Origin of the sequence: Paenibacillus sp. FSL H7-0756 (assembly GCF_038006765.1) — a bacterium.
Lineage (GTDB): Bacteria > Bacillota > Bacilli > Paenibacillales > Paenibacillaceae > Paenibacillus_AQ.
On sequence record NZ_JBBOVT010000001.1, the window covers coordinates 2172430 to 2192638 of the forward strand.

General features: G+C 52.8%; 22 protein-coding genes, 1 pseudogene and 1 riboswitch. Of the genes and pseudogenes, 20 read left to right on the forward strand and 3 right to left on the reverse strand.

The genetic code is table 11. The features are described 5' to 3' along the window. Positions 1 to 55 precede the first annotated feature (55 nt). From NST04_RS09680 to NST04_RS09710, 7 genes are all read left to right on the forward strand, one after another. Positions 56 to 400 carry a thioredoxin family protein gene (locus NST04_RS09680; protein WP_341184071.1) on the forward strand — a complete coding sequence of 115 codons (345 nt, stop codon included), beginning with the start codon at positions 56 to 58 and terminating at the stop codon, positions 398 to 400. Positions 401 to 509: 109 nt separating this feature from the next. After that, entirely contained in the window at positions 510 to 1445 is a 936-nt protein-coding gene (locus tag NST04_RS09685; RefSeq protein WP_341184072.1) for a COX15/CtaA family protein, read from the forward strand. A 61-nt stretch (positions 1446 to 1506) separates the two neighbouring features. Further along, the gene (locus tag NST04_RS09690) at positions 1507 to 3279 is read left to right on the forward strand and encodes a UbiD family decarboxylase (protein WP_341184073.1); all 1773 of its coding nucleotides are present in this window, start codon (positions 1507 to 1509) and stop codon (positions 3277 to 3279) included. A 25-nt stretch (positions 3280 to 3304) separates the two neighbouring features. Then, positions 3305 to 4051, forward strand: coding sequence for a Cthe_2314 family HEPN domain-containing protein (locus NST04_RS09695; protein ID WP_341184074.1), 747 nt, complete (start codon positions 3305 to 3307; stop codon positions 4049 to 4051). 92 nt (positions 4052 to 4143) lie between these two features. Beyond that, positions 4144 to 4279: riboswitch (SAM riboswitch) on the forward strand. Between the two features lie 102 nt (positions 4280 to 4381). Then, positions 4382 to 5398, forward strand: a complete 1017-nt coding sequence (locus NST04_RS09700; RefSeq protein ID WP_341184075.1) for a methionine ABC transporter ATP-binding protein — start codon at positions 4382 to 4384, stop codon at positions 5396 to 5398. Next, positions 5398 to 6066, forward strand: a complete 669-nt coding sequence (locus tag NST04_RS09705; protein WP_341184076.1) for a methionine ABC transporter permease — start codon at positions 5398 to 5400, stop codon at positions 6064 to 6066. The genes NST04_RS09700 and NST04_RS09705 overlap by 1 nt, the downstream gene beginning before the upstream one ends. Before the next feature lie 58 nt (positions 6067 to 6124). Continuing rightward, positions 6125 to 7000 (forward strand): MetQ/NlpA family ABC transporter substrate-binding protein, encoded by an 876-nt coding sequence (locus tag NST04_RS09710; RefSeq protein ID WP_341184077.1) that lies wholly within the window; start codon positions 6125 to 6127, stop codon positions 6998 to 7000. Between the two features lie 183 nt (positions 7001 to 7183). Here NST04_RS09710 and NST04_RS09715 read toward each other — a convergent pair whose 3' ends face one another. Further along, complete coding sequence (locus NST04_RS09715) at positions 7184 to 7432, reverse strand: NifU family protein (protein ID WP_036701687.1); 249 nt, start codon at positions 7430 to 7432, stop codon at positions 7184 to 7186. Between the two features lie 82 nt (positions 7433 to 7514). Here NST04_RS09715 and NST04_RS09720 point away from each other — a divergent pair, with 82 nt between their 5' ends. Continuing rightward, positions 7515 to 7769: a YuzB family protein gene (locus NST04_RS09720; RefSeq protein WP_341184078.1), complete on the forward strand. Its 255-nt coding sequence runs from the start codon at positions 7515 to 7517 to the stop codon at positions 7767 to 7769. A 26-nt stretch (positions 7770 to 7795) separates the two neighbouring features. On the opposite strand, the gene NST04_RS09725 is transcribed toward NST04_RS09720, so the two are convergent. Both NST04_RS09725 and mqnE read right to left on the reverse strand, forming a co-directional pair. After that, entirely contained in the window at positions 7796 to 8857 is a 1062-nt protein-coding gene (locus NST04_RS09725; protein ID WP_341184079.1) for an NAD(P)/FAD-dependent oxidoreductase, read from the reverse strand. Positions 8858 to 8935: 78 nt separating this feature from the next. Beyond that, complete coding sequence (gene mqnE / locus NST04_RS09730; protein ID WP_341167092.1) at positions 8936 to 10042, reverse strand: aminofutalosine synthase MqnE; 1107 nt, start codon at positions 10040 to 10042, stop codon at positions 8936 to 8938. Between the two features lie 399 nt (positions 10043 to 10441). On the opposite strand from mqnE, the gene NST04_RS09735 reads away from it, so the two are divergent. The 12 genes and pseudogenes from NST04_RS09735 (at position 10442) to NST04_RS09790 (ending at position 20089) form a co-directional block, all read left to right on the forward strand. Then, positions 10442 to 10801 (forward strand): HesB/IscA family protein, encoded by a 360-nt coding sequence (locus NST04_RS09735; protein ID WP_341016897.1) that lies wholly within the window; start codon positions 10442 to 10444, stop codon positions 10799 to 10801. A 170-nt stretch (positions 10802 to 10971) separates the two neighbouring features. Continuing rightward, positions 10972 to 11571: a hypothetical protein gene (locus NST04_RS09740; RefSeq protein ID WP_341184080.1), complete on the forward strand. Its 600-nt coding sequence runs from the start codon at positions 10972 to 10974 to the stop codon at positions 11569 to 11571. A 280-nt stretch (positions 11572 to 11851) separates the two neighbouring features. Continuing rightward, positions 11852 to 12514, forward strand: coding sequence for a GntR family transcriptional regulator (locus NST04_RS09745; protein WP_076161480.1), 663 nt, complete (start codon positions 11852 to 11854; stop codon positions 12512 to 12514). A 21-nt stretch (positions 12515 to 12535) separates the two neighbouring features. Next, entirely contained in the window at positions 12536 to 13696 is a 1161-nt protein-coding gene (locus NST04_RS09750; RefSeq protein ID WP_341184081.1) for an amidohydrolase, read from the forward strand. Positions 13697 to 13738: 42 nt separating this feature from the next. Beyond that, a complete protein-coding gene (locus NST04_RS09755) occupies positions 13739 to 14782 on the forward strand; it encodes a methionine ABC transporter ATP-binding protein (protein ID WP_341184082.1) in 1044 nt (347 codons plus the stop codon). Further along, positions 14757 to 15416 carry a methionine ABC transporter permease gene (locus NST04_RS09760; RefSeq protein ID WP_076081622.1) on the forward strand — a complete coding sequence of 220 codons (660 nt, stop codon included), beginning with the start codon at positions 14757 to 14759 and terminating at the stop codon, positions 15414 to 15416. Before NST04_RS09755 ends, NST04_RS09760 begins: the two co-directional genes overlap by 26 nt. Positions 15417 to 15443: 27 nt before the next feature. Continuing rightward, complete coding sequence (locus NST04_RS09765; RefSeq protein ID WP_341184083.1) at positions 15444 to 16463, forward strand: uroporphyrinogen decarboxylase family protein; 1020 nt, start codon at positions 15444 to 15446, stop codon at positions 16461 to 16463. 12 nt (positions 16464 to 16475) lie between these two features. Next, positions 16476 to 17309, forward strand: coding sequence for a MetQ/NlpA family ABC transporter substrate-binding protein (locus NST04_RS09770; protein WP_341184084.1), 834 nt, complete (start codon positions 16476 to 16478; stop codon positions 17307 to 17309). A 16-nt stretch (positions 17310 to 17325) separates the two neighbouring features. After that, positions 17326 to 18141: a pyrroline-5-carboxylate reductase gene (proC, locus tag NST04_RS09775; protein ID WP_341184085.1), complete on the forward strand. Its 816-nt coding sequence runs from the start codon at positions 17326 to 17328 to the stop codon at positions 18139 to 18141. Further along, complete coding sequence (locus NST04_RS09780) at positions 18141 to 18917, forward strand: VOC family protein (RefSeq protein WP_341184086.1); 777 nt, start codon at positions 18141 to 18143, stop codon at positions 18915 to 18917. The genes proC and NST04_RS09780 overlap by 1 nt, the downstream gene beginning before the upstream one ends. 123 nt (positions 18918 to 19040) lie before the next feature. Continuing rightward, positions 19041 to 19520 (forward strand): annotated as a pseudogene (locus NST04_RS09785) (DinB family protein). A gap of 23 nt (positions 19521 to 19543) precedes the next feature. Continuing rightward, a complete protein-coding gene (locus tag NST04_RS09790; RefSeq protein WP_341184087.1) occupies positions 19544 to 20089 on the forward strand; it encodes a GNAT family N-acetyltransferase in 546 nt (181 codons plus the stop codon). Positions 20090 to 20209: the final 120 nt, after the last annotated feature.

Consider the following 20209-nt stretch of genomic DNA (forward strand, 5'->3'; position numbering starts at 1 on the left):
CACTTAAAGAGCAAGCTTCGTGTGGAACTTTCTGATAGAAGGGAATGGTCAATTGATGGACAAAATCAGCTCCCCTGCCCAGTTCCAGGTGGCAATTCAGTCTTCGCGCCTGACGGTGGCAGTCTTCAAGGCAGATTGGTGTGTGGATTGCAAATTCATTGATCCGTTCATGCCGGATGTGGAACAAAAATATGCAGAGCGCCTTACCCTGGTCGAAGTGGATGTCGATGCCGTAGGCGATGTCAGCCAGGAACAGAATATACTGGGCATTCCAAGCTTTGTCGCGTATACCGATGGACGGGAACTGGTCCGGTTCGTGAACAAGCTCCGCAAGTCCCGGGAGGAAATCGAGAAGTTTCTTGATACGGCGCTGGACGTTTATCTCAGCATTCACAAGTAATTACGCAGCACCGCTTTCGCCCTATTTTGAGCAGAAGCGGTGCTTTTTTCTAATAAATATAAGAATTTATATGCTTCATACTCATTCCTATACAATACGGGTGATACTATTGACGACACTTCAATTAAAATGGCTCAGCTATCTGACCTGTCTCATTATGTTCATGGCACTGTTCGGCGGGGTTGTGGTGACGAAAACCGGCTCGGGACTGGAATGCGGGAATGAGTGGCCACTGTGCCACGGGAAGCTGATTCCGGCCTACACCATCGGCTCTCTGATTGAATATACCCACCGCTTGTTCAGCGGCCTGGCAGGCCTGTTATCACTGGCTTCCATGGTTGCCTTCTGGCGTTATGCCAGGCACCGCAAGGATCTGCTGGCCTGTGCCCTCCTGACCCTGATCTTCGTCATCGTTCAAGGCGGGATGGGAGCGCTTGCAGTAGTGAAGTCGCAGTCAGCTGCGGTCATGGCCCTGCATATGGGGTTCTCGCTGATCGCCTTCGCAGGTTCCCTGATGCTGGCGCTTGGGACCAGACGGACCTTCGCTCCAGGAGCGGAATTCAGCACAGGAAGTCCCAAAGTCCGCCCGGCCTTCCGCAACTTAACCTGGGTTACTGCAGTATATTCATATATCGTTGTCTACATTGGGGCCTACGTAAGCCACACCAGTTCCCAGGGCGGGTGCTCCGGCTGGCCGCTGTGTAACGGACAATGGATTCCGGAGATGAGCGGCGGAGTAGGGATCGTATTCGTCCACCGGATTGCGGCGGCGATTCTGTTCCTGCTTACGGCTATACTTGGGCATCTGGCCTTCTGGAAGTATAAGGAGCTGCCGGAGCTGAGGGCTCTGGGAGTAGCAGCAGTCCTGTTATGCCTGATGCAGGTATTCAGCGGAGCGGCTGTAGTATACACACTGAATAATGAAAGATTGTACATATTTGCTGCAATGTCTCATATTGTGCTGATCTCCGGACTCTTCGGGGTTCTGTGTTACATGAGTGTAAGAGTCTGGCAGTTAAGCGGAGCTGGCAGGGGCAGCAAGTAATAAGCATACGGCAACGGTGGACGGGATAAGCATAAGGTCCTGTTTGAGGAGGAACGCTATAGTGCGATACAGTAATTTACGACAATGGATCGAGCAGCTCCGCAGGGATAAGGATCTGGCAGTGATAGATACACCTGTTGATCCTTATCTGGAGCTTGCCGAAATTCACCGCCGGGTGGTGGAGGAGGAAGGCCCGGCACTGCTGTTCACGAACGTGCAAGGAACACCGTTCCCGGTCGCTACGAATCTGTTCGGGACAGTCCGGCGCGTCAACAAGGCCTTTGGGACAAGACCGGAGCAGCTGCTTAAGTCGCTGACAACGGCGATGGAGCAGCTGATTCCGCCTTCAGCCGCCGGCTTATGGCGGGAGAGGACGGTGCTGCTTGAGCTGCTGAGGGCAGGAACCAAGAACATACCGCAAGGAGAGGCTCCGGTGCTCGGTGTCTGCAGCAGCAGTGATCCGCTGAAGGAGCTGCCCCGGATCACAGCCTGGCCTAAGGATGGCGGGGCATTCCTCACGCTCCCTCTGGTCTATACGGAGAATATCACCAACCCCAAGGATCATAACCTCGGAATGTACCGGATTCAGATGTATGATGATAGCACCACAGGCATTCACTGGCAGATTCACAAGGGTGGCGGCTTCCATCATTCGCAGGCAGAGCATCTCGGCGAGACCCTGCCGGTGTCTGTCTTCATCGGCGGGCCTCCGGCCCTGATTGCTGCGGCAGTGGCTCCAGTCCCGGAACGGATTCCGGAGCTGTTGCTTGCGTCGCTGATGCTGGGCGGCAAGCTTCCCATGGTGCAGGACCCCTTGGGCGGTCACCGGATTCCGGCAGAGGCCGAATTCTCCATCCGGGGACGCGTGTCTCCGCTGGAGCGGAGAGCAGAAGGACCGTATGGCAGCCAGTCCGGCTACTATTCCATGCAGCATGATTTCCCGGTTATGCATGTTCAGCGGATGTGGCACCGCAAGGATGCTATCTACCCGGCGACCATCACCGGCAAGCCGCGCCAGGAGGATTATTATCTGAAGGATTATTTGCAGCGGCTGCTCGCTCCGGCCTATCCTCTGCTGATCCCTTCGGTCAAAGCGCTATGGTCCTATTCCGAATCCGGTTCGCATTCATTGACCTCAGCGGTCGTGAGGGAGAGTTATCCGCGTGAGTATATGGTGTCAGCGTTTCGTATCTTAGGGGAGGGCCAGCTCTCCTTAACCAAATTCCTGCTGCTGACTAATGTTCAGGTGGAGCTTACCGATTTCCCCAAGCTGCTGGAAACGGTGCTTGAGCGCTTCAACCCGCACACGGATCTGACGATCTTTGCCAATACCTCGATGGATACGCTGGATTATACCGGACGCAAGCTGAACCATGGCAGTAAGGCGGTGCTGGCGGGCATCGGAAGCCCGGTCCGTCAGCTGCCAAGGATTTATACAGAGGGCCAGCTTCCATCAATCACCGCCGCTGTGCCTTATTGCGGAGGATGTTTAGCCGTTTCCGGTGCATCCTATGAAGAGGACCCGGAGCTGCCGGAGCGGCTGGTGGCTGCCTTCAAGGAGAGGGAGACCGCCTGGCCGCTGATTGTGCTGGTCGATCAGGCGGAAGAGGCGGTAAGCACGCAGACCTCATTCCTGTGGTCTGTATTCACCCGCTTCAATCCGGCGGATGATATTTATTCGGCGGCCGGGGTACACCGGGGCAGTGTCAGCTATACGCTGCCGATCATTGTAGATGCCCGGATGAAGCCGGGATACCCGGAGGAGCTGGCTCCGAGCGAGGATATTGCGAAGCGGGTAGCGCGCAACTGGAACCATTATTTTCCTCTAGCGTAGAAGTGAACTTTAAGGAGGGTCAAAGATGCTGCGGACATTACTGGGAGAGCCGCCCCGCGTGAACAGCGGTGTGCTGGCTGAAGCTATGGAGTCCATGGCGAAGGCTGCCTCCATGCTGCGCAAGGAGATGGCGGCACATGAAGACCATGACCATGAATACCGCAAGCTGGAAATCTGGACACGGGGCCTGATCTCCTCTCTGGATGAGCTGGAGCAGAGCTGGTTCGCAGCCGCCTTTTTCCGGAAGTCAGTGATTGCCGGTTATATGGATGATATGTCGTCCACCGAGCAGGGGGAGTACGCCAGATATGTGTATTTCTACAAGGATGGCTTCATCCGTGTCTTCTCACTGCTGGACAAGCTGGGTACGGTGCTGAATAATCTGTACAATCTCAATACAGGCAAGGTGAAGACGCATTTCTCCTATTTTACGGTGCTGAGGCAATTTCAGCTGCTGCACCCGCATCATCCGCTTGCGGACGAACTGGAGCGGATCAGGAATTCCTACCGGGAGCCGGTGGAGAATCTGCGCAAGCGGCGTAATGCCGAGATCCATTACATGAACGCGGAGATGACCGATGATCTCTGGCAGCGCCACCAGGGGCTGCATGACAAAATCCGTCTGGAGGATCTGGACAGCCATCTGGAGGATTTGAAGCAGAGTCTGGAGATGGTATGCCAAGCCCTGACCGCAGCATACAGGTACGGTAATGAACAATGGCACAAGAATAAAGCGGCCCCCGGCCTGAAATCCGGACATGAACGTACGTAAAAACTTACCTTTGACAAAAAACTCGAAACTGAACTATACTTAAGCATACATTAGCTTCTGACAGGATACGGAATATATAACCTCATACTATTATCTTATCGAGAGCGGCGGAGGGATAGGCCCGATGAAGCCCGGCAACCGGTTTGAATACAGCGAAGCGCTGCATCCAAATGTCATGGTGCTAATTCCTACAATGCCGCCGGTTTCGGGGTATTTGGCAGATGAGAAGGCATTGTCATTATACACACAGGGCCTCTTGCGATCTGCATGGATCGTAAGGGGTCTTTTTATTGCAATGATGGAAGCTAGAACAGAAGGGGGACGCAGCGGTTGATAGAATTGAAGGATATAACCAAGGTGTATGGCAAAGGCAGTAAGCAGGCAACTGCACTCTCTGCGCTGAGCCTGTCGATTAAGAAGGGGGAAATCTTCGGGGTGATCGGTCACTCCGGGGCCGGTAAAAGCACGCTGATCCGCTGCATTAATCTGCTGGAGCGCCCGACTGCGGGCGAGGTGTGGGTGGACGGTGTCGAACTGACAGCGCTCAGCCAGGGACAGCTGCAGGAGCAGCGGCGCAAGATCGGGATGATTTTTCAGCATTTCAATCTGCTCTCATCGGCAACAGTCTATGATAATATCGCCTTTCCGCTGCGGCTGATCGGAGCCGGAAGGAACGAGATTGAACAAAAGGTTAAAGATCTGCTCGCTCTGGTCGGGCTGGAGGAGCACTGGAATAAGTACCCGGCTCAGCTGTCCGGCGGACAGAAGCAGCGTGTCGGAATCGCCCGGGCGCTGGCGAGTGATCCGGACGTTCTGTTATGCGATGAGGCGACCTCGGCGCTTGATCCGCAGACGACTGACTCCATTCTGCGCCTGCTGATGGATATCAACAGCAAATTCCATCTGACCATCGTGCTGATTACCCATGAGATGCATGTGATTCAGAGCATCTGCGACCGCGTTGCCGTGATCCATGGCGGCGGTATTGTGGAGCAGGGGGAAGTGGCCGAGGTCTTTCTGAAGCCGAAGCATGAGGTCACCAAGGAATTCATCCGCAGTGAGACCCAGTCGGACGGACCGCTCCGGCAAGCGATTGATGCTGTGCACTCAGGCTTCACGAAGTCGGTCAAAATCACTTTTCTCGGGCAAAAGACTTACGGGTCCACGCTCTCCCAGGTGGTTCAAGGAACCGGGGTCCACTTCGCCATTCTCCATGGCACCATCTCTACGATTAAGGATGTTCCTTACGGGCAGCTGATTGTACGGTTCGAAGGACTTGCTGATGCGGTTGAAGCCACGCTCACGGAGTTAGTAGCGCAGGGTCTTGATGTGGAGGTGATTTCGTAATGGGCGGATTGGATTTTAGCACAATCAATTGGGAAGAGATGCTGGAAGCTACGATTGCTACACTCAAAATGATCGCAATTTCAGGAATATTCACAATAATCCTTGGTTTACCGCTCGGAATTGTGTTATATTTATGGGGCAAGTCAAATAACGTTATTATCAGGGTTGTTTACTCGGTATTATCCTTTATTGTGAATATCCTAAGGTCGGTCCCTTTTATCATCCTGATGGTTGCCCTGATTCCATTAAGCAAGACGATTATGGGAACCTCGATAGGTGTGCTTGGAACGATCCCGGCACTGGTGATCGGCGCGGCGCCCTTCTTTGCCAGACTAGTGGAGACGGCACTGCGGGAGGTTGACCGGGGAATCATTGAAGCGGCGCAGGGCATGGGAGCGTCCACCGGGCAGATCGTTATGCGCGTGCTGCTTCCGGAGGCTCGTCCGGGTCTGCTGGCCGGAGTAACAATTACTGTAGTGACCCTTGTCTCGTATACCGCGATGTCCGGCATGATCGGCGGCGGTGGTCTGGGTGACCTGGCCATCCGCTACGGATATTACCGTTATGAGAAGGAAGTTATGATTATCTCGGTAGCACTGATGGTCATTCTGGTGCAGCTGCTGCAAATGGCCGGCGACCGGCTGGTAAGACATTTTACACGGAAATAAGGTACGTCCACATATAGCCTTATTCAATAAAACATATGGATTAGAGGGGGATTTACAGATGAAAAAAGTACTGCTTACATTATTCAGCCTGACCTTGGTATTGGTACTTGCCGCTTGCGGAAACAACAAGGCGAATAACGCCGCGAATTCTGCTGCGACAACGGCACCTACGGAAGCCGCTGGTGCAGAAGCGACTACAGAGCCTGCGGCAGAACCGGTAACTCTAGTGATTGGTGCCTCTGCTGTACCGCATGCGGAAATCCTCAAAGCGATTGCCCCGCAGCTTGAAGCCCAAGGCATTAAGCTGGAGATCAAAGAATTCTCGGATTATATCCTGCCGAATACACAGCTTGCCGAGAAGCAGCTCGATGCGAACTTCTTCCAGCACAAGCCTTACCTGGATGATCAGAACACCAAGAACGGCACAGATCTCGTAGCTGTAACCGCTGTTCATGTAGAGCCATTTGGCGCCTATTCCAAGAAAATCAAATCGATAGACGAATTGGCAGAGGGTGCAAAGGTTGCGATTCCGAATGATGCAACGAACGGAGGCCGCGCCTTGATTCTGCTGGCGAAGAACGGTCTGATCAAGCTGAAGGATGACACCAATATTGCCTCTACCAAAGCGGATATCACTGAGAACACCAAGAAGCTGGATATCATTGAGCTGGATGCAGCCATGCTGCCCCGTCAGCTGGATGAAGTAGACCTGGCGCTGATCAACACTAACTTTGCCCTGGATGCCAAGCTGTCTCCTACGAAGGATGCGTTGTTCATTGAAGGCGGAGATTCCCCGTATGCCAACCTGCTGGTAGCCCGTCCTGACAACAAGGATTCGGATGCCATTCAGAAGCTGGCGGCAGCGCTGACTTCCCCGGAAGCGAAGGCATTCATCGAAAAGCAATACGACGGAGCGATTATTCCAGCATTCTAAGCTTAAGCTTAGGTAAGCTGAATAATCCTAATGAGACCAGAAGCAGCCCGGTAGCCAGAAATGGCTGGCGGAGCGGCTTCTGGTTTTTTGCACAGCCAGGTGGTTGATCCTTCAGACGAAATCCTCTATAATAAAAAAAATCCCGGCCTCTTAGCGGAGGCCGGGATGGTTTATGAAACGGGATTAGAATACCTGAACGACTTCTTCCACGCCTTCTACTTCTTCAATCAGGGCGCGTTCGATCCCGGCTTTTAGCGTGATCGTGGAGCTTGGGCAACTGCCGCATGCACCCATAAGCTTCAGCTTAACGATGCCGTCTTCAACATCAATCAGTTCCACGTCACCGCCATCGCGCTGCAGGAACGGACGAAGTTTATCAAGGACTTCCAGTACTTCATCGTACATGGTTGCGCTTTGTACATTCTCACTCATTTCTCAATCACTCCTTTCGTATGTTTATTATAGTACAAAAAGTTAAAAAATAAAATGGTTAAGGCAGAATAGGGAGATCATCATGAGACCAATTATAGAATTCTGTGCCAGCAACATCGGCCACGGTACTGAACCGCTCAAGCTTAAGCTGGAACAAAACCCTGAATATGATGTAGTGGAGTACGGCTGTCTGAACAACTGCGGAGAGTGTTATCTCCAGCCGTTCGCCATGGTGGACGGGGAGATCATTGAGGCCGATTCCCCTGCTGCTCTGGAAGAGGCCATAGAAGCCGCCATAAAAGAGGCAGAAGCCTGGGACAACCTGGAGATTGACTAAACCGCCTGGGTTCAAGCCGGGCTTCATCAGCCGAAATGGCGTTTAGACATCCACAGCACGCCGCTCTTCAGCAGGCGAGGAACCCGGCCCATGACAGAGCGGCGGCCCATCAGGCCGAAGCCGGCATTTTTGCCGAGTGAACCGAGGGTTCCCTTCAGCTTAATCTTATGCAGCTTCGGGGTTTCTCCCCGCCATAGCGCCTGCATAATCTGGCCCACCTGCTCGCCCTGGGCACCTGCCGCCTGTGCACTGGGGGCGAAGGGCAGGCTGGCACAGTCCCCGATCACATAGACCTCCGGGTATTCAGCTATATTGTAATACTCCCCCACAATGAGCCTGCCTCCGCGGTCCTTCGGAAGCTCAAGCTGCTGTACGACCTTCACCGGCTGAATGCCGGCAGTCCATACCGTAACATCCGCCGGAATAGCCTGGGTGCCATTGAAGATGGCATCCTTTTCGACATGAGAGACCGACACTCCGCCAATCGTCTCCACCTGATGCTCACTGAACCATTCCTCAACATACCTGGACAGCTTGGCCGGAAAAGAAGATAAAATACGTTCTCCCCGGTCCATCAGCGAGATATTCAGATCCGGCCGGCTCTCCCGCAGCTCCGAGGCAATCTCTACGCCGCTGAGTCCCCCGCCGACAATGTTGACGGTTCCATAAGGCTTCACATCGTTCAGCCTGCGGTAAGTTTCACGGGTTCCGGCGAAACTCTGAATACTGCAGGTGTATTCCTCAGCTCCAGGAATGTTATGGTAATTATCCGTACAGCCCAGGGCAATCGCGAGGATATCATAGGCTACCGGCTCCCCGGAATCGAGCAAAACCAGCTTGCTCTCCAGATCAATGGAACCCACCTGCCCGTAACGAACGGTCAGGCGGGGGTGTACCGGGAATTGAATCCGCAGATGGTAATCGGTGACGGTGCCTGCGGCCAGTGCATAATATTCGGTCTTGATCCCCTGATACGGCATCCGGTCCACCAGAATGATTTCCACATCAGAAGGGAGATGATGATCCAGCAGCTGCTGAATGAGGGCAAGACCGCCGTAGCCGCCGCCCAGGACAAGTAAGGTTCTCATGCGAACTGATCTTCCTTTCGGGTACGTAATGGACAAGGCCGTTCTGCGTTCACTGGCTGAGGTAAGCTTGTTCTGTTCTTATTCGTATACCTTGATCTCGTTATAGAAGGTATCCCGTTCTACCGGAATCCGTCCCGCACCCTTCACGAGCCAGATCAGCTCATCGCGGGTCAGCCCTTCCGGTGTCAGGGCGCCGGCAGCATGGCTGATTCGTTCCTTCAGGATCGTTCCGTGCACATCGGAAGCGCCGAAGTTCAGGGCAACCTGGGTCAGCTGGGGTCCGATATTAATGAAGTAAGCCTTGATATGATCGAAATTGTCCAGCATCAGGCGGCTGACCGCAATGGTCTTCAGATCCTCATTCGCGGAGTTGCGGCGCATAATGCCGGCATTCTTATTCTTGGGCTGCATGGACAGCGGAATGAATACCATGAAGCCGCCGGTCTCGTCCTGCAGGTCACGAATTTGCAGCATATGGCGGATGCGGTCCTCACGGGACTCAATCGACCCGTACAGCATCGTGGTATGGGTCTTCATGCCAAGATGATGGGCGGTGCGGTGCACCTCGAGATATTCCTCGACATTGGCTTTATCGACGCGCATTTTTTTGCGGTACTGGTCAGACAGAATCTCTGCCCCTCCTCCGGTAAGGGTCTTCAGTCCGGCAGCGCGCAGCTGCTCCAGCACCTCACGGATACTGAGTCCGCTGATACGGGTGAAGAAATCGATCTCTGCCGCTGTATAGGCCTTGAGAGTCACCTCGGGGAAATGCTCGTTCAGGGCCCGCAGCGAATCAACGTAGTACTGGAAGGGCACATTATCATTATGGCCGCCTACAATATGGAACTCGCGCACGCCGGGATGAATATGCTGCTGCACATACTCCACCATCTCCTGGCCGGAGAGGGTATAAGCTCCTTCTTCGCCTTCATCCTTGCGGAAATTGCAGAAGGCGCAGCGGGATTCGCAGACATTGGTGAAATATAGACTCATGTTCTCGATAAAATAGACTTTGTTCCCGTTTTTTCGCAGATTGACCTCATTGGCCAGCTGTCCGATCGTTAAGAGATCGTTACTCTCATATAAATAAACGCCATCTTCCAAATTCAATCGTTCTCCGCCGCGAACCTTCTCAATGATGTTCGCCATCCGGGCATCCGTGTGGGGTGTAATTAGGGTAGACATATAAGTTCCTCCTGAAGGTTGGCGAGGCGGTTGCATCGCATAATCGTGTACCTGAGAATATCCGGCAACAGCCGGCATTATAAATAGAGGTTAACTGCAACCCCCGTGACAATTTTTCGAATTTTTTTGAAAATACTCTTGGTTATCGCTTTTCTTATTATAAACCTCTACTTGAGGGGGAGCAACCGCCAGAAACCGTAGGACTTCCGGTATAAATTGCATATCAGCGGAGAGTTTGCGACTTGAGGGCAGAAGAATAGTGGAGTATACTGATTTCAAGAGCCAATGAAAATGATATACATCATACTCATTCTTTTCCCGCGCAAGGCTTTGATTTCATTACACACAGCCAGAAGGCTGCTTGATTCCAATACAGTGAATTCTAAGGAGGTTGTAATTATGATTAGCATAAGTGAGACAGCGGCAGGCCAATTGAAGGCTATGCTTGCGGAGCAGGAAGTGCCGGATATGTTTCTCCGTCTGGGCGTCACCGCCGGGGGCTGCAGCGGATTCTCGTACGCAATGGGCTTCGACGATACCGAGAGTGAGCAGGACGTCTACATGGACGTTGAAGGTCTGAAGGTAGTCGTCAGCAAAGACGACATCCGTTACTTGAACGGCCTTACGATCGACTTCGAGGAATCCGGCATGACCGGCGGCTTCACCATCAACAACCCCAACGCCAGCGCTACGTGTGGCTGCGGTTCCTCATTCCGCACGAAGGAAGAGGCGGGGAATCCGGCGGCGGAGCCTTGCTAAGCCTGCAAATGCTGAATGACTGATAAAGTAAGCGTGGATTGCGGATTTCAAAACCTCTTAATTTGTATGGTGCAAACTGTACTTATTAGGAGGTTTTTTATGTTGACTCAAACCATTATATGTTAAAATATGGTGATGAAATAATTAATGGATCTGCGAGGAGGGTAACAATGATACGAATGCCATTTGAACGCCCAACAGAGCATTATGATGAACGAATTATTGATATCGATCAAGACATTTGCTCTTTGATCAAGAAGAGAAAGGAAGTCTCGGATAATAATCCAGGATTTCCTCCGCTTGAGTATATTTCTAAATGGTCAGAGACCTTCGAACTCTATGAAGATTTCCTGAACTCATTATTCGCAAGTATGATGAATGAAAAACAATTTAAACCCATGATCGAACCAGCCGGTTTTAGACAATACATCGCAATTCTGAAGTCAGCCGTGATAGGTGACCGGTTCTATACTCTAACTTCTATGAAGCAATACACCAATGCAAGTGTATTAACACTTAATATAGATTGGGACAATAAGCAGGATATTGACTCCAAATCTCATCAGCATAGCCATTACGAACTAGATATTAATGACCAATATGATTGCCGAATGATTAATGGTGGGAGCAGATCTGATCATGCATCTTATAAATACGTGATTTCTCCGCCATTACCTGATGAGATTTCGGGAATTCAATTTAGGTTCAAAGAATACAGTTTCCCTTTCAAGAATAGTGAGGCAAGTGATGAGATAGTATTTGAACTTTAGTAAGGTGAATAGCCCTTCACACTTAATAGGTGGTGGAGGGTTATTTTTTGTGAAAATACGACTTTAATTGTCAAATTATTGTCGAATGTTGATTCCCCTATAAAACATACTTGACTAGTGGGTATAATGGGATTATAGTATGAAAAAAGCTTGATTACACAAAGAGATTTTCAACAGAAGCTTTCAAAATAGCTTGGATATCTCTCATCTTTAATAAATGTATACAATTATACAGTTAGCCGGGCGACCCGCAAATGAATAGCGAGGAGCAATGAAATCCATGGAAATGCGTTCACGAAGATTGTCGAAGGATAATACCTACTATGCACTTAAGCAAAAAATAATAGATAGCGAGCTGGAGCCGGATCAGGCGGTTAACGAAGAGAGCCTGGCGGCACTGCTCGGGGTCAGCCGGACTCCGCTACGGGAAGCGATTCAGCGGCTGGAGAATGAGGATTTCCTGGTGCGCCAGCCCAACGGCAGGCTGCGGGTAGCCCCTTTAACGATTAAGGAGGTCGAGGAGATCTTCCAGATCCGCAGCATGCTTGAAGGCCATATCGCCAGAAGCGCCGCCAGAAACGCTACCATCAAGGATATTCAGCAGTTAACGCTCATTCTGGAGAAGCTGAAGCAATCCTTCCAGATGGGGGATCAGCAGGATGTTGTATCCTATGGCTTCGAATTCCATGATTACTTGTGGGAGATCAGCGCGCTGAAGACTTTTGAGAAGGTGCTGAACCAGTTAAGAGACCGTTCCCTCCGGTATTGCCGTTATGTCTCGCTACATGGGGACTGGAATACGCAGGCGGATGAGGAGCATCTTGTGATTCTGCAGAGAATCATAGCCAGGGATGAAGAAGGGGCGGAGCGGGCAATGCGGGAGCATATCCTAAGCAGCCTTGCGACTGCACTGGAGCGGATTAGAGGAATTGAGCATACGTAATGAAGGGGGAAGAACAAGCCTATGAGACCACAGCATGAGACGGAAGAAGCACTGGCAGCCCGGCTAACTGAAGTGCGGAGGAACCTGCACCGTGAACCTGAGCTGAGTAATGAAGAGTTCAGAACGACAGAGAAGCTGCGCGGGTGGCTGAGTGAAGCGGGGATACGGGTGCTGGATCTTCCTCTGAAGACCGGGCTGATCGCCGAGGTGGGACAAGGTGATGGCAGCATTGTAGCGATTCGTTGCGATATCGATGCCCTGCCGATTGAGGAGCAGACGGGCCTGCCGTTCGCATCAGAGATTCCGGGAGCCATGCATGCCTGCGGCCATGATTTCCACACCGCTGTGATCCTGGGCGCGGCCAGCCTGCTGAAGCAGCGTGAGCATGAACTGCCGGGCAAGGTCAGAATCCTGTTCCAGCCGGCAGAAGAGACGGGGCATGGTGCGGAGGATGTACTGGCATCCGGCGGGCTAAGCGGGGTTGACGCGATATTCGGATTACATAATTCACCGGATCTGCCTAACGGGGCGTTCGGTACAAGAACGGGAGCTTTAACGGCTGGCGTTGACCGCTTTGAGATTACGGTAAAAGGGGTTGGCGCTCACGCAGCTACACCGGAGAAAGGGGTAGACACCATTGTGACCGCCGCGCAGATCATTACGATGCTGCAAACCGTAGTCAGCCGCCTTAATAACACGCAAGAGCCGGTCGTGCTTAGTGTGACCCGGATCAACGGGGGCTTCACCTGGAATGTCCTGCCGGAGAAGGTGGAGCTGGAGGGTACTGTACGTACTTATAATGAAGAGATCCGCAGCAGCATCCCGGCCCAAATGACGAGGATCATAGAAGGGGTTGCAGCCGCAGCCGGAGCAGAGGCGAAGCTGCACTGGTATCCCGGGCCGCCCGCTACCGTCAATCATGGGGCATGGACAGACTTCACCAAAGAGGTCGCGGCACGATCAGGCTATGAGGTACATGATATTCCGCCCCAGATGGGTGGAGAGGATTTCGCCTATTATTTGCAGCAGATCCCGGGTGCTTTTGTGAATATTGGTACCGGCCCAAACCATGCGCTGCATCACCCCTGCTTCGATGTCGATGAGGCGGCTATCCTGCCGGCGGCTAAGTACTTCGCTCTGCTGGCAGAAAGGGCGCTTGCGAAGCTGAAGCAGCAGACATGAATCCTGAATCCTAAATTTACCAGATGATTGAGGGGAACCAATATGATTGAACTACGGAATGTGTACAAGACGTTCACCCGCAAAGAGGTGAAGATTGAAGCGCTGAAGGGGATTAGCCTAAAGGTTGAAAAGGGCGATATCTTCGGGGTCATCGGCTACAGCGGAGCCGGAAAAAGCACGTTAATCCGCCTGGTCAATTACCTGGAACGGCCGACTGAGGGCCAGGTTCTGGTAGACGGATACGATCTGGGAGCGTACAGCGACAAGGAGCTGCGGGCAGCCAAGAAAAACATCGGCATGATTTTTCAGCATTTTAACCTGCTGGAGTCCAAAAAGGTGTTCGACAATGTGGCTATTCCACTCGTGCTGCTGAAAAAGAGCAAGGCAGAAATCCGCAAGCGGGTGGAGGAGCTGCTCGAATTCGTGGGGCTAAGCGACAAGGCTGGAAGCTATCCGAGCGAGCTGTCAGGCGGACAGAAGCAGCGGGTCGGGATTGCCCGGGCGCTGGCCTCGAACCCTTCGATACTGTTGTGCGACGAAGCGACTTCCGCTCTGGACCCGCAGACGACACAGTCCATCCTGCAGCTGCTCAAGCGGATCAACGCAGAATACAACATCACGGTGATGATCATCACGCATGAGATGTCAGTGATTCAGGAGATCTGCAACAAGGTAGCCGTGATGGAAGAGGGACGGATTATCGAGCAGGGCAGCGTGCTGGATGTGTTCGGAGCACCGAAGCATCAGACGACACAGAATTTCGTCAAGACTGTTATTCAGAACAGCATGACTACAAGCGTCCGCAGAACGCTGAAGACTGAGCAGGGGAGCCAGGTGTATAAGCTGAATTTTGCCGGGGAGAGCGCTTCTGAGCCTGTGCTGTACGAGATTATCCGTACCTACGGGGTCAAGGTCAACATTCTGTTTGCGAATACGACAGAGATTCAAGAGACGACGCTCGGCATGATTATCGTACAGCTGCAAGGTGAACCGGCCCAGATGGAAGCAGCCTTGAATTATATGAAGCAGCATGAGGTCCGCATAGAGGAGGTGAAGTCCTATGTTCTCGACATCGATCACAAGTGAGCAATTCCTGAAGGCGATTATTGAAACGATTCAGATGGTGGGTGTATCGCTATTCATCGGCTCGCTGCTGGGTATTCCGCTGGGCATCCTGCTGGTCATTACCCGTCCGGGCGGCGTCCTGGAGAGCAAGTGGCTGTATACCTTACTGAATCCCTTAATTAATGTCATCCGTTCGGTTCCGTTTATTATTCTGCTGTTTGCCATTATTCCGCTAACAAGAGCAATTGTTCATACATCGATTGGGACCAGTGCCGCAATTGTTCCGCTGATTATCTATATCGCCCCCTATATCGCACGGCTGGTCGAGAATTCGCTGCTGGAAGTGAATCCGGGCATTCTCGAAGCTGCGGAAGCGATGGGCGCAACTCCGCTGCAGGTCATCTGGTATTTTCTGCTGCCGGAAGCGGTGGGCTCGTTAATTCTCTCCCTGACTACAGCGACGATCGGGCTGATCGGGGCTACGGCAATGGCCGGGGCAGTAGGCGGAGGAGGGGTCGGCGACTTGGCAATCGTGTACGGGTATCAGCGTTTTGACGAGGTCGTCATGTTCGCGACGGTCATTATTCTGATTATTCTGGTGCAGGGTATTCAGTCCTTGGGCAACACCTTGGCGCGGAAGATTCGCCGTTACTAGAGAATACAAGACAAAGGGGATAGGCAGATGAGTGTATGGAGCAAGCAGGAGCGTTTTCAGGCGATCTTATCCGGGGAACTTGCCGACCGGCCGATTATCAGCGGATGGCGCCACTTTATTGACAAGGAGCAGAATGCGGAGGACTTGGCGTCGTCTACGATTTCTTTTACGGACAAATATAATTGGGACTGGGTCAAAATCAACCCGAGAGCGACCTATCTGGCGGAAGCCTGGGGAAATGAGTATAACTTCGCAGATTACCGGACGGTATTCCCGAGACAACTGACTACTGCTGTTCCGGCTGCCGCGAATCTCTGGGATCTTGAGGTGAAAAAAGCCGCGCAAACCCCTTCGCTGCTGGAGCATCTGGAGGCGGTAAGGAAGATTCGTCAGGGCTTGCCGGATACACCGCTGATTCAGACGGTCTTCTCCCCGCTCACGGTATTGCTGTTCATCGTAGGACGTTCTGCTTATGTTACGGAGACCGTATTCGGGATCGGGCAGCCGGTGACGCTGGAATCGCTCTTCAAGGAACATCGTGCCGCCGCGCATCATGCCCTGCATGCGATTGCCTTAACCTTGGCCGATTATGTGCAGGAGCTGCGGCAGGCAGGATCAGATGGTCTGTTCTATGCGGTGACAGGCACAGCCCACCCCGGATTATTCGATGAAGCGATGTTCGATGAGCTGTCCAGACCCTATGATTCTATCGTGCTGGAGGCGGCGAGCTATGGCAAGAATATTTTACATACCTGCGGTGCTCATGCCCAGCCTGTGAAATTCAATGATTACCGGATTGACGGGATCAGCTGGGATACGGTAGCCGAAGGCAATCCTGGGCTGGAAGCCGATCTCAAGGCCACGAAGGTGGGCGGAGTGGATCACGGGCTGTTTGCCGGAAATGATCTGAACCAGATTGAACAGCAGGCGAAGGAAGCTTTGTCCAAAATGAAGGGTCAGCCGTTTATTCTGTCGCCCAATTGCGCCATTCCGCTGACGGTTACAGACGAGGCATTAGTGCATTTTAAAAACACAGTATTAGGATAGGGGATGAGAGTGATGAAAAAATTACTGGCAATTCTACTGATTAGTTCGATGGCGGTGCTGGCGGCTTGCGGTAACAATAAGGAAGCGGCAAGCTCCGGGGACAAGAAGGAAATCACAGTCGGATTCGGCGTAGGCACGTATGAGGAGCAGTTCCGGCAATCCATTCTCCCGATCCTGGAAGGAAAAGGGTATACTGTAGATATCAAAACCTTCTCGCAGAATATGCAGGTCAACCCGGCGATGAAGGAAGGCTCGATTGACGCGAGCATCTTCCAGAGCACGGCTTATATGGATGCGATCAATAAGGAAATTGGTGCCGATATGGTGGGGATTGCCTATGTTCCAGGCGCTCCGCAGGGGCTGTATTCCGTTAATCATACGACCCTTGACGATGTGAAGGACGGCACTACCGTCGCGATTCCGAACGATCCGGTTAATCAGGAGCGTGCGCTGCGGATTCTGGAGGAGCTGGGTTGGGTCAAGATCAAAGAGGGCGCCGGGGTAGCGGACTTCAATGTGAACAGCGTGGAGCCGGACAAGTTCAAGATTGACCTGAAGGTGCTGGACCCGGCGCAGATTCTGGTCTCGCTGCAGGATGTTGACTATGGTGTGGTGAACGGGAATTATATCGCTAACGCTCCCGACCGCAAGATTACAGATGCGCTGAAGATTGAGAATACGCCTATGCAGCATAGAATCATCGTATCGGTGAACAAGAAGGACCAGGATACCCAGTGGGCCAAGGATCTGAAGGCTGCATATGAATCCAAGGAGTTTGAGGAATACATCCTCGGACAAGAGAAATATGCCGGGTTCATTCTGCCGGAGGCTTGGGCTAATAACTAATCTAATCAGGGAGTGAATGGAAGTGTCAAAAGGCAAGATTCATTTCATTGGCGGCGGACAGATGGCGGAAGCGATCATCCGGGCCTGTCTGGCAGGCGACACGCTGGCTGCCGGACAGATCAGTGTAGCGGATATTCATGAAGGACGGCTTCAGCTACTAAAAAGCAAATATAACGTAGACACGGAGAGCGCGCAGGAAGATGCGCTGTCCGGCGCAGAGTTGATCGTGATTGCTGTCCGGCCGCAGGATGATCTGGCTGCACTTGGAGCACAGGTTCGCGAGTATGCTGCACCGTCTGCAGTTATTGTATCCATTGTGGCCGGGGTTACGATTGCCCAGCTCGGAGATTATTTCGGAGCGAAGCGCCCGATTGTCCGGGTAATTCCGAATACCTTGACCGATACCGGTTACGGATACAGCGGTGTAGCCCTGAATGCAGCCGCTTCGCTGGAGCAGGTAGAAGCATTCCTGCTCGGCTTCGGCAAGGTGCAGGTTCTGGACGAGTCCTACATTGATATCTTCACCGGCTTCGGCGTTGCCGGACCGAACTATATCTATTATTTCATTGAGTCGTTCACAGATGCCGGAGTTCTCGCCGGACTGCCGCGGGAGCAAGCCTGGAAGGTGGCGCTGGAGAATATGCTGGGAGCGGTAGCGATGCTGCAGCAGACCGGCCTCCACCCGAGACAGTTGCTGGATATCAACAACTCGCCTGGCGGGGTTGGGATGCACGGGCTGTACGAGCTGAATAATAGTGACTTCGCGGCCGGATTGCAGCGGAGCGTATTGGCGGCTGTGAAGCGGACGACAGAGCTGGGAGTGAAGAAGTAATGACCCTGCTCAAATGGGATCATCTGGTGCACTATGTCAACGATCTGGACCAGCCGGTGAAGCTCTTCGCGGAGCATGGCCTGACGGCCTTCCGGGGCGGATCGCATAAGGATTGGGGAACGTATAACGCCTTGAGCTATTTCGGGCTCACCTACCTGGAGTTCCTCGGGATTGAGAACCTGGAGCTGGCGCGTGCGACCAAGCATAATGTGGTTGTGCGGGATGCCGTTACCGTTCTGCCGGAGCATGAGGTATTAAGCAGAGTGGTGCTGCGCACAGATGATATTGAGGCAGTAGAGGGTAAATTGAAGGCTGCGGGATTAGCCCTGTCGCCCATCATTGACGGCCGCCGTCTGGACAACCAGGGCAGGTTAATTGAGTGGCGGATGATGACCATTGACGGCGATTTTCAGGGACTGGTCTATCCGTTCATTATCCAGTGGAGTCAATCGGATGAGGAGCGGCTGGACAGTCTGAACGCAGCCAGAATCAATCAGCCCCATCCTGCCGGGAAGGTAGACATGGCGGGTGCGGTCTTCCGTGTCTCCGAGCCTGCCGCTGCCGCCAGCCATTGGAGTGAGCTGTTCGGCCTCCCGGTGAGCGGGCCTGCGGATGGTGTGGACGGCAGCTACAGTCTTAAGGCAGGAGATCAGCAGACCTTCAATTTCGTGCAGGGCACGGAGAACCAGTTCAGCCGGGTCATTCTTCGGACCGATTCACCCCAGCTGAAGGGACAGACTCTGACTGTTGGTGAAGGCGAGTATGTTTTTGAATAAATGCAGGACAAGTATAGGGGACAGGCTGGTTGCCGCAATTAGCGGTAGCGGGCCTGTCCTGTTTGTGTTAAAGTGTGACACAATAATGAAGTGAGGAGATTTATGGAGAATAGGAGGCAGCAGATGCAGAAGCTATTTGAGTATAACTGGCAAGTGCGCGAGGATTGGTTCCGCTGGTGCAGCGGGGTGGAAAAGGAAGAGCTGATGAAGCCGCGCACCGGCGGCATCGGGTATATCCTGCCCACGTTGTATCACATTGTTGCTGTTGAATACGGCTGGATCTGCGGAGGGATTCAGGAGAGAGCCATTGACATCCCTTAGTTCGGGGAAGTGGCAAGTCTGGAGCTTGTGCGGGATTTCTCTGCCCGCTGCCATGCAGAGCTGGCTCCGTTTGTGTATGGCTGGTCGGAGGAGCTGGAAGAGCGGATTATGGTGGATATTACAGATGAAGGGGAGCACGAGCCTCACCCCTACGGAGAAGTGATGCGGCACGTGATTGCCCATGAGATCCACCATATCGGCCAGCTCTCCGTATGGTCACGGGAGATTGGCCGGCCGCCGGTGACGGCTAATTTGGTGGGTAGAGGGTTATTTGACAAATGAAAGAGCAGGGAGGCCGCAGAGATATGGAATTTGAGACAGAACGGCTGTGGATTAGGGAATTCACAGAGGAAGATGTAGGGCAGGTACATGAATATGCGTCCGATCCGGCAGTAGTAACACATTCAATCTGGGGGCCGAATTCACTGGAGGATACCCGCGAATATATCCGCCATACGCTGACATTGCAGCAGGAGGAGCCGCGCCAGGGCTTCGAGTATGCGGTGGTGCTGAAGGAGAACGGGCGGCTGATCGGCGGCTGTGGCCTGCATATTACCGGAACAGGGCAGGGAGAGATAGGCTATTGCTACAATAGGCTGTACTGGGGACAGGGTTATGCTACTGAGGCTGCCGCTGTACTGCTGGACTTAGGCTTTCATAAGCTGGAGCTTCACCGGATCTATGCGACCTGCCGTCCCGGGAATACCGGTTCCGCCCGTGTGATGCAGAAGCTAGGCATGACATACGAAGGGCATATTAGAGGACATATGTATCATAAAGAGAAGTGGATGGACTCCTATCAATATTCGATTCTGGAGGATGAGTACAGGAACAACCACGGGAGCAAATAAGTTGCCCAAGCCGCTCCTCCAGCCGACTCTCGGGCTGAATTAAAGGGATAAATCCCTTTGAATACCCCCTCCAGCCGACTCTGGGCTGAATTAAAGGGATAAATCCCTTTGAATGCCCCC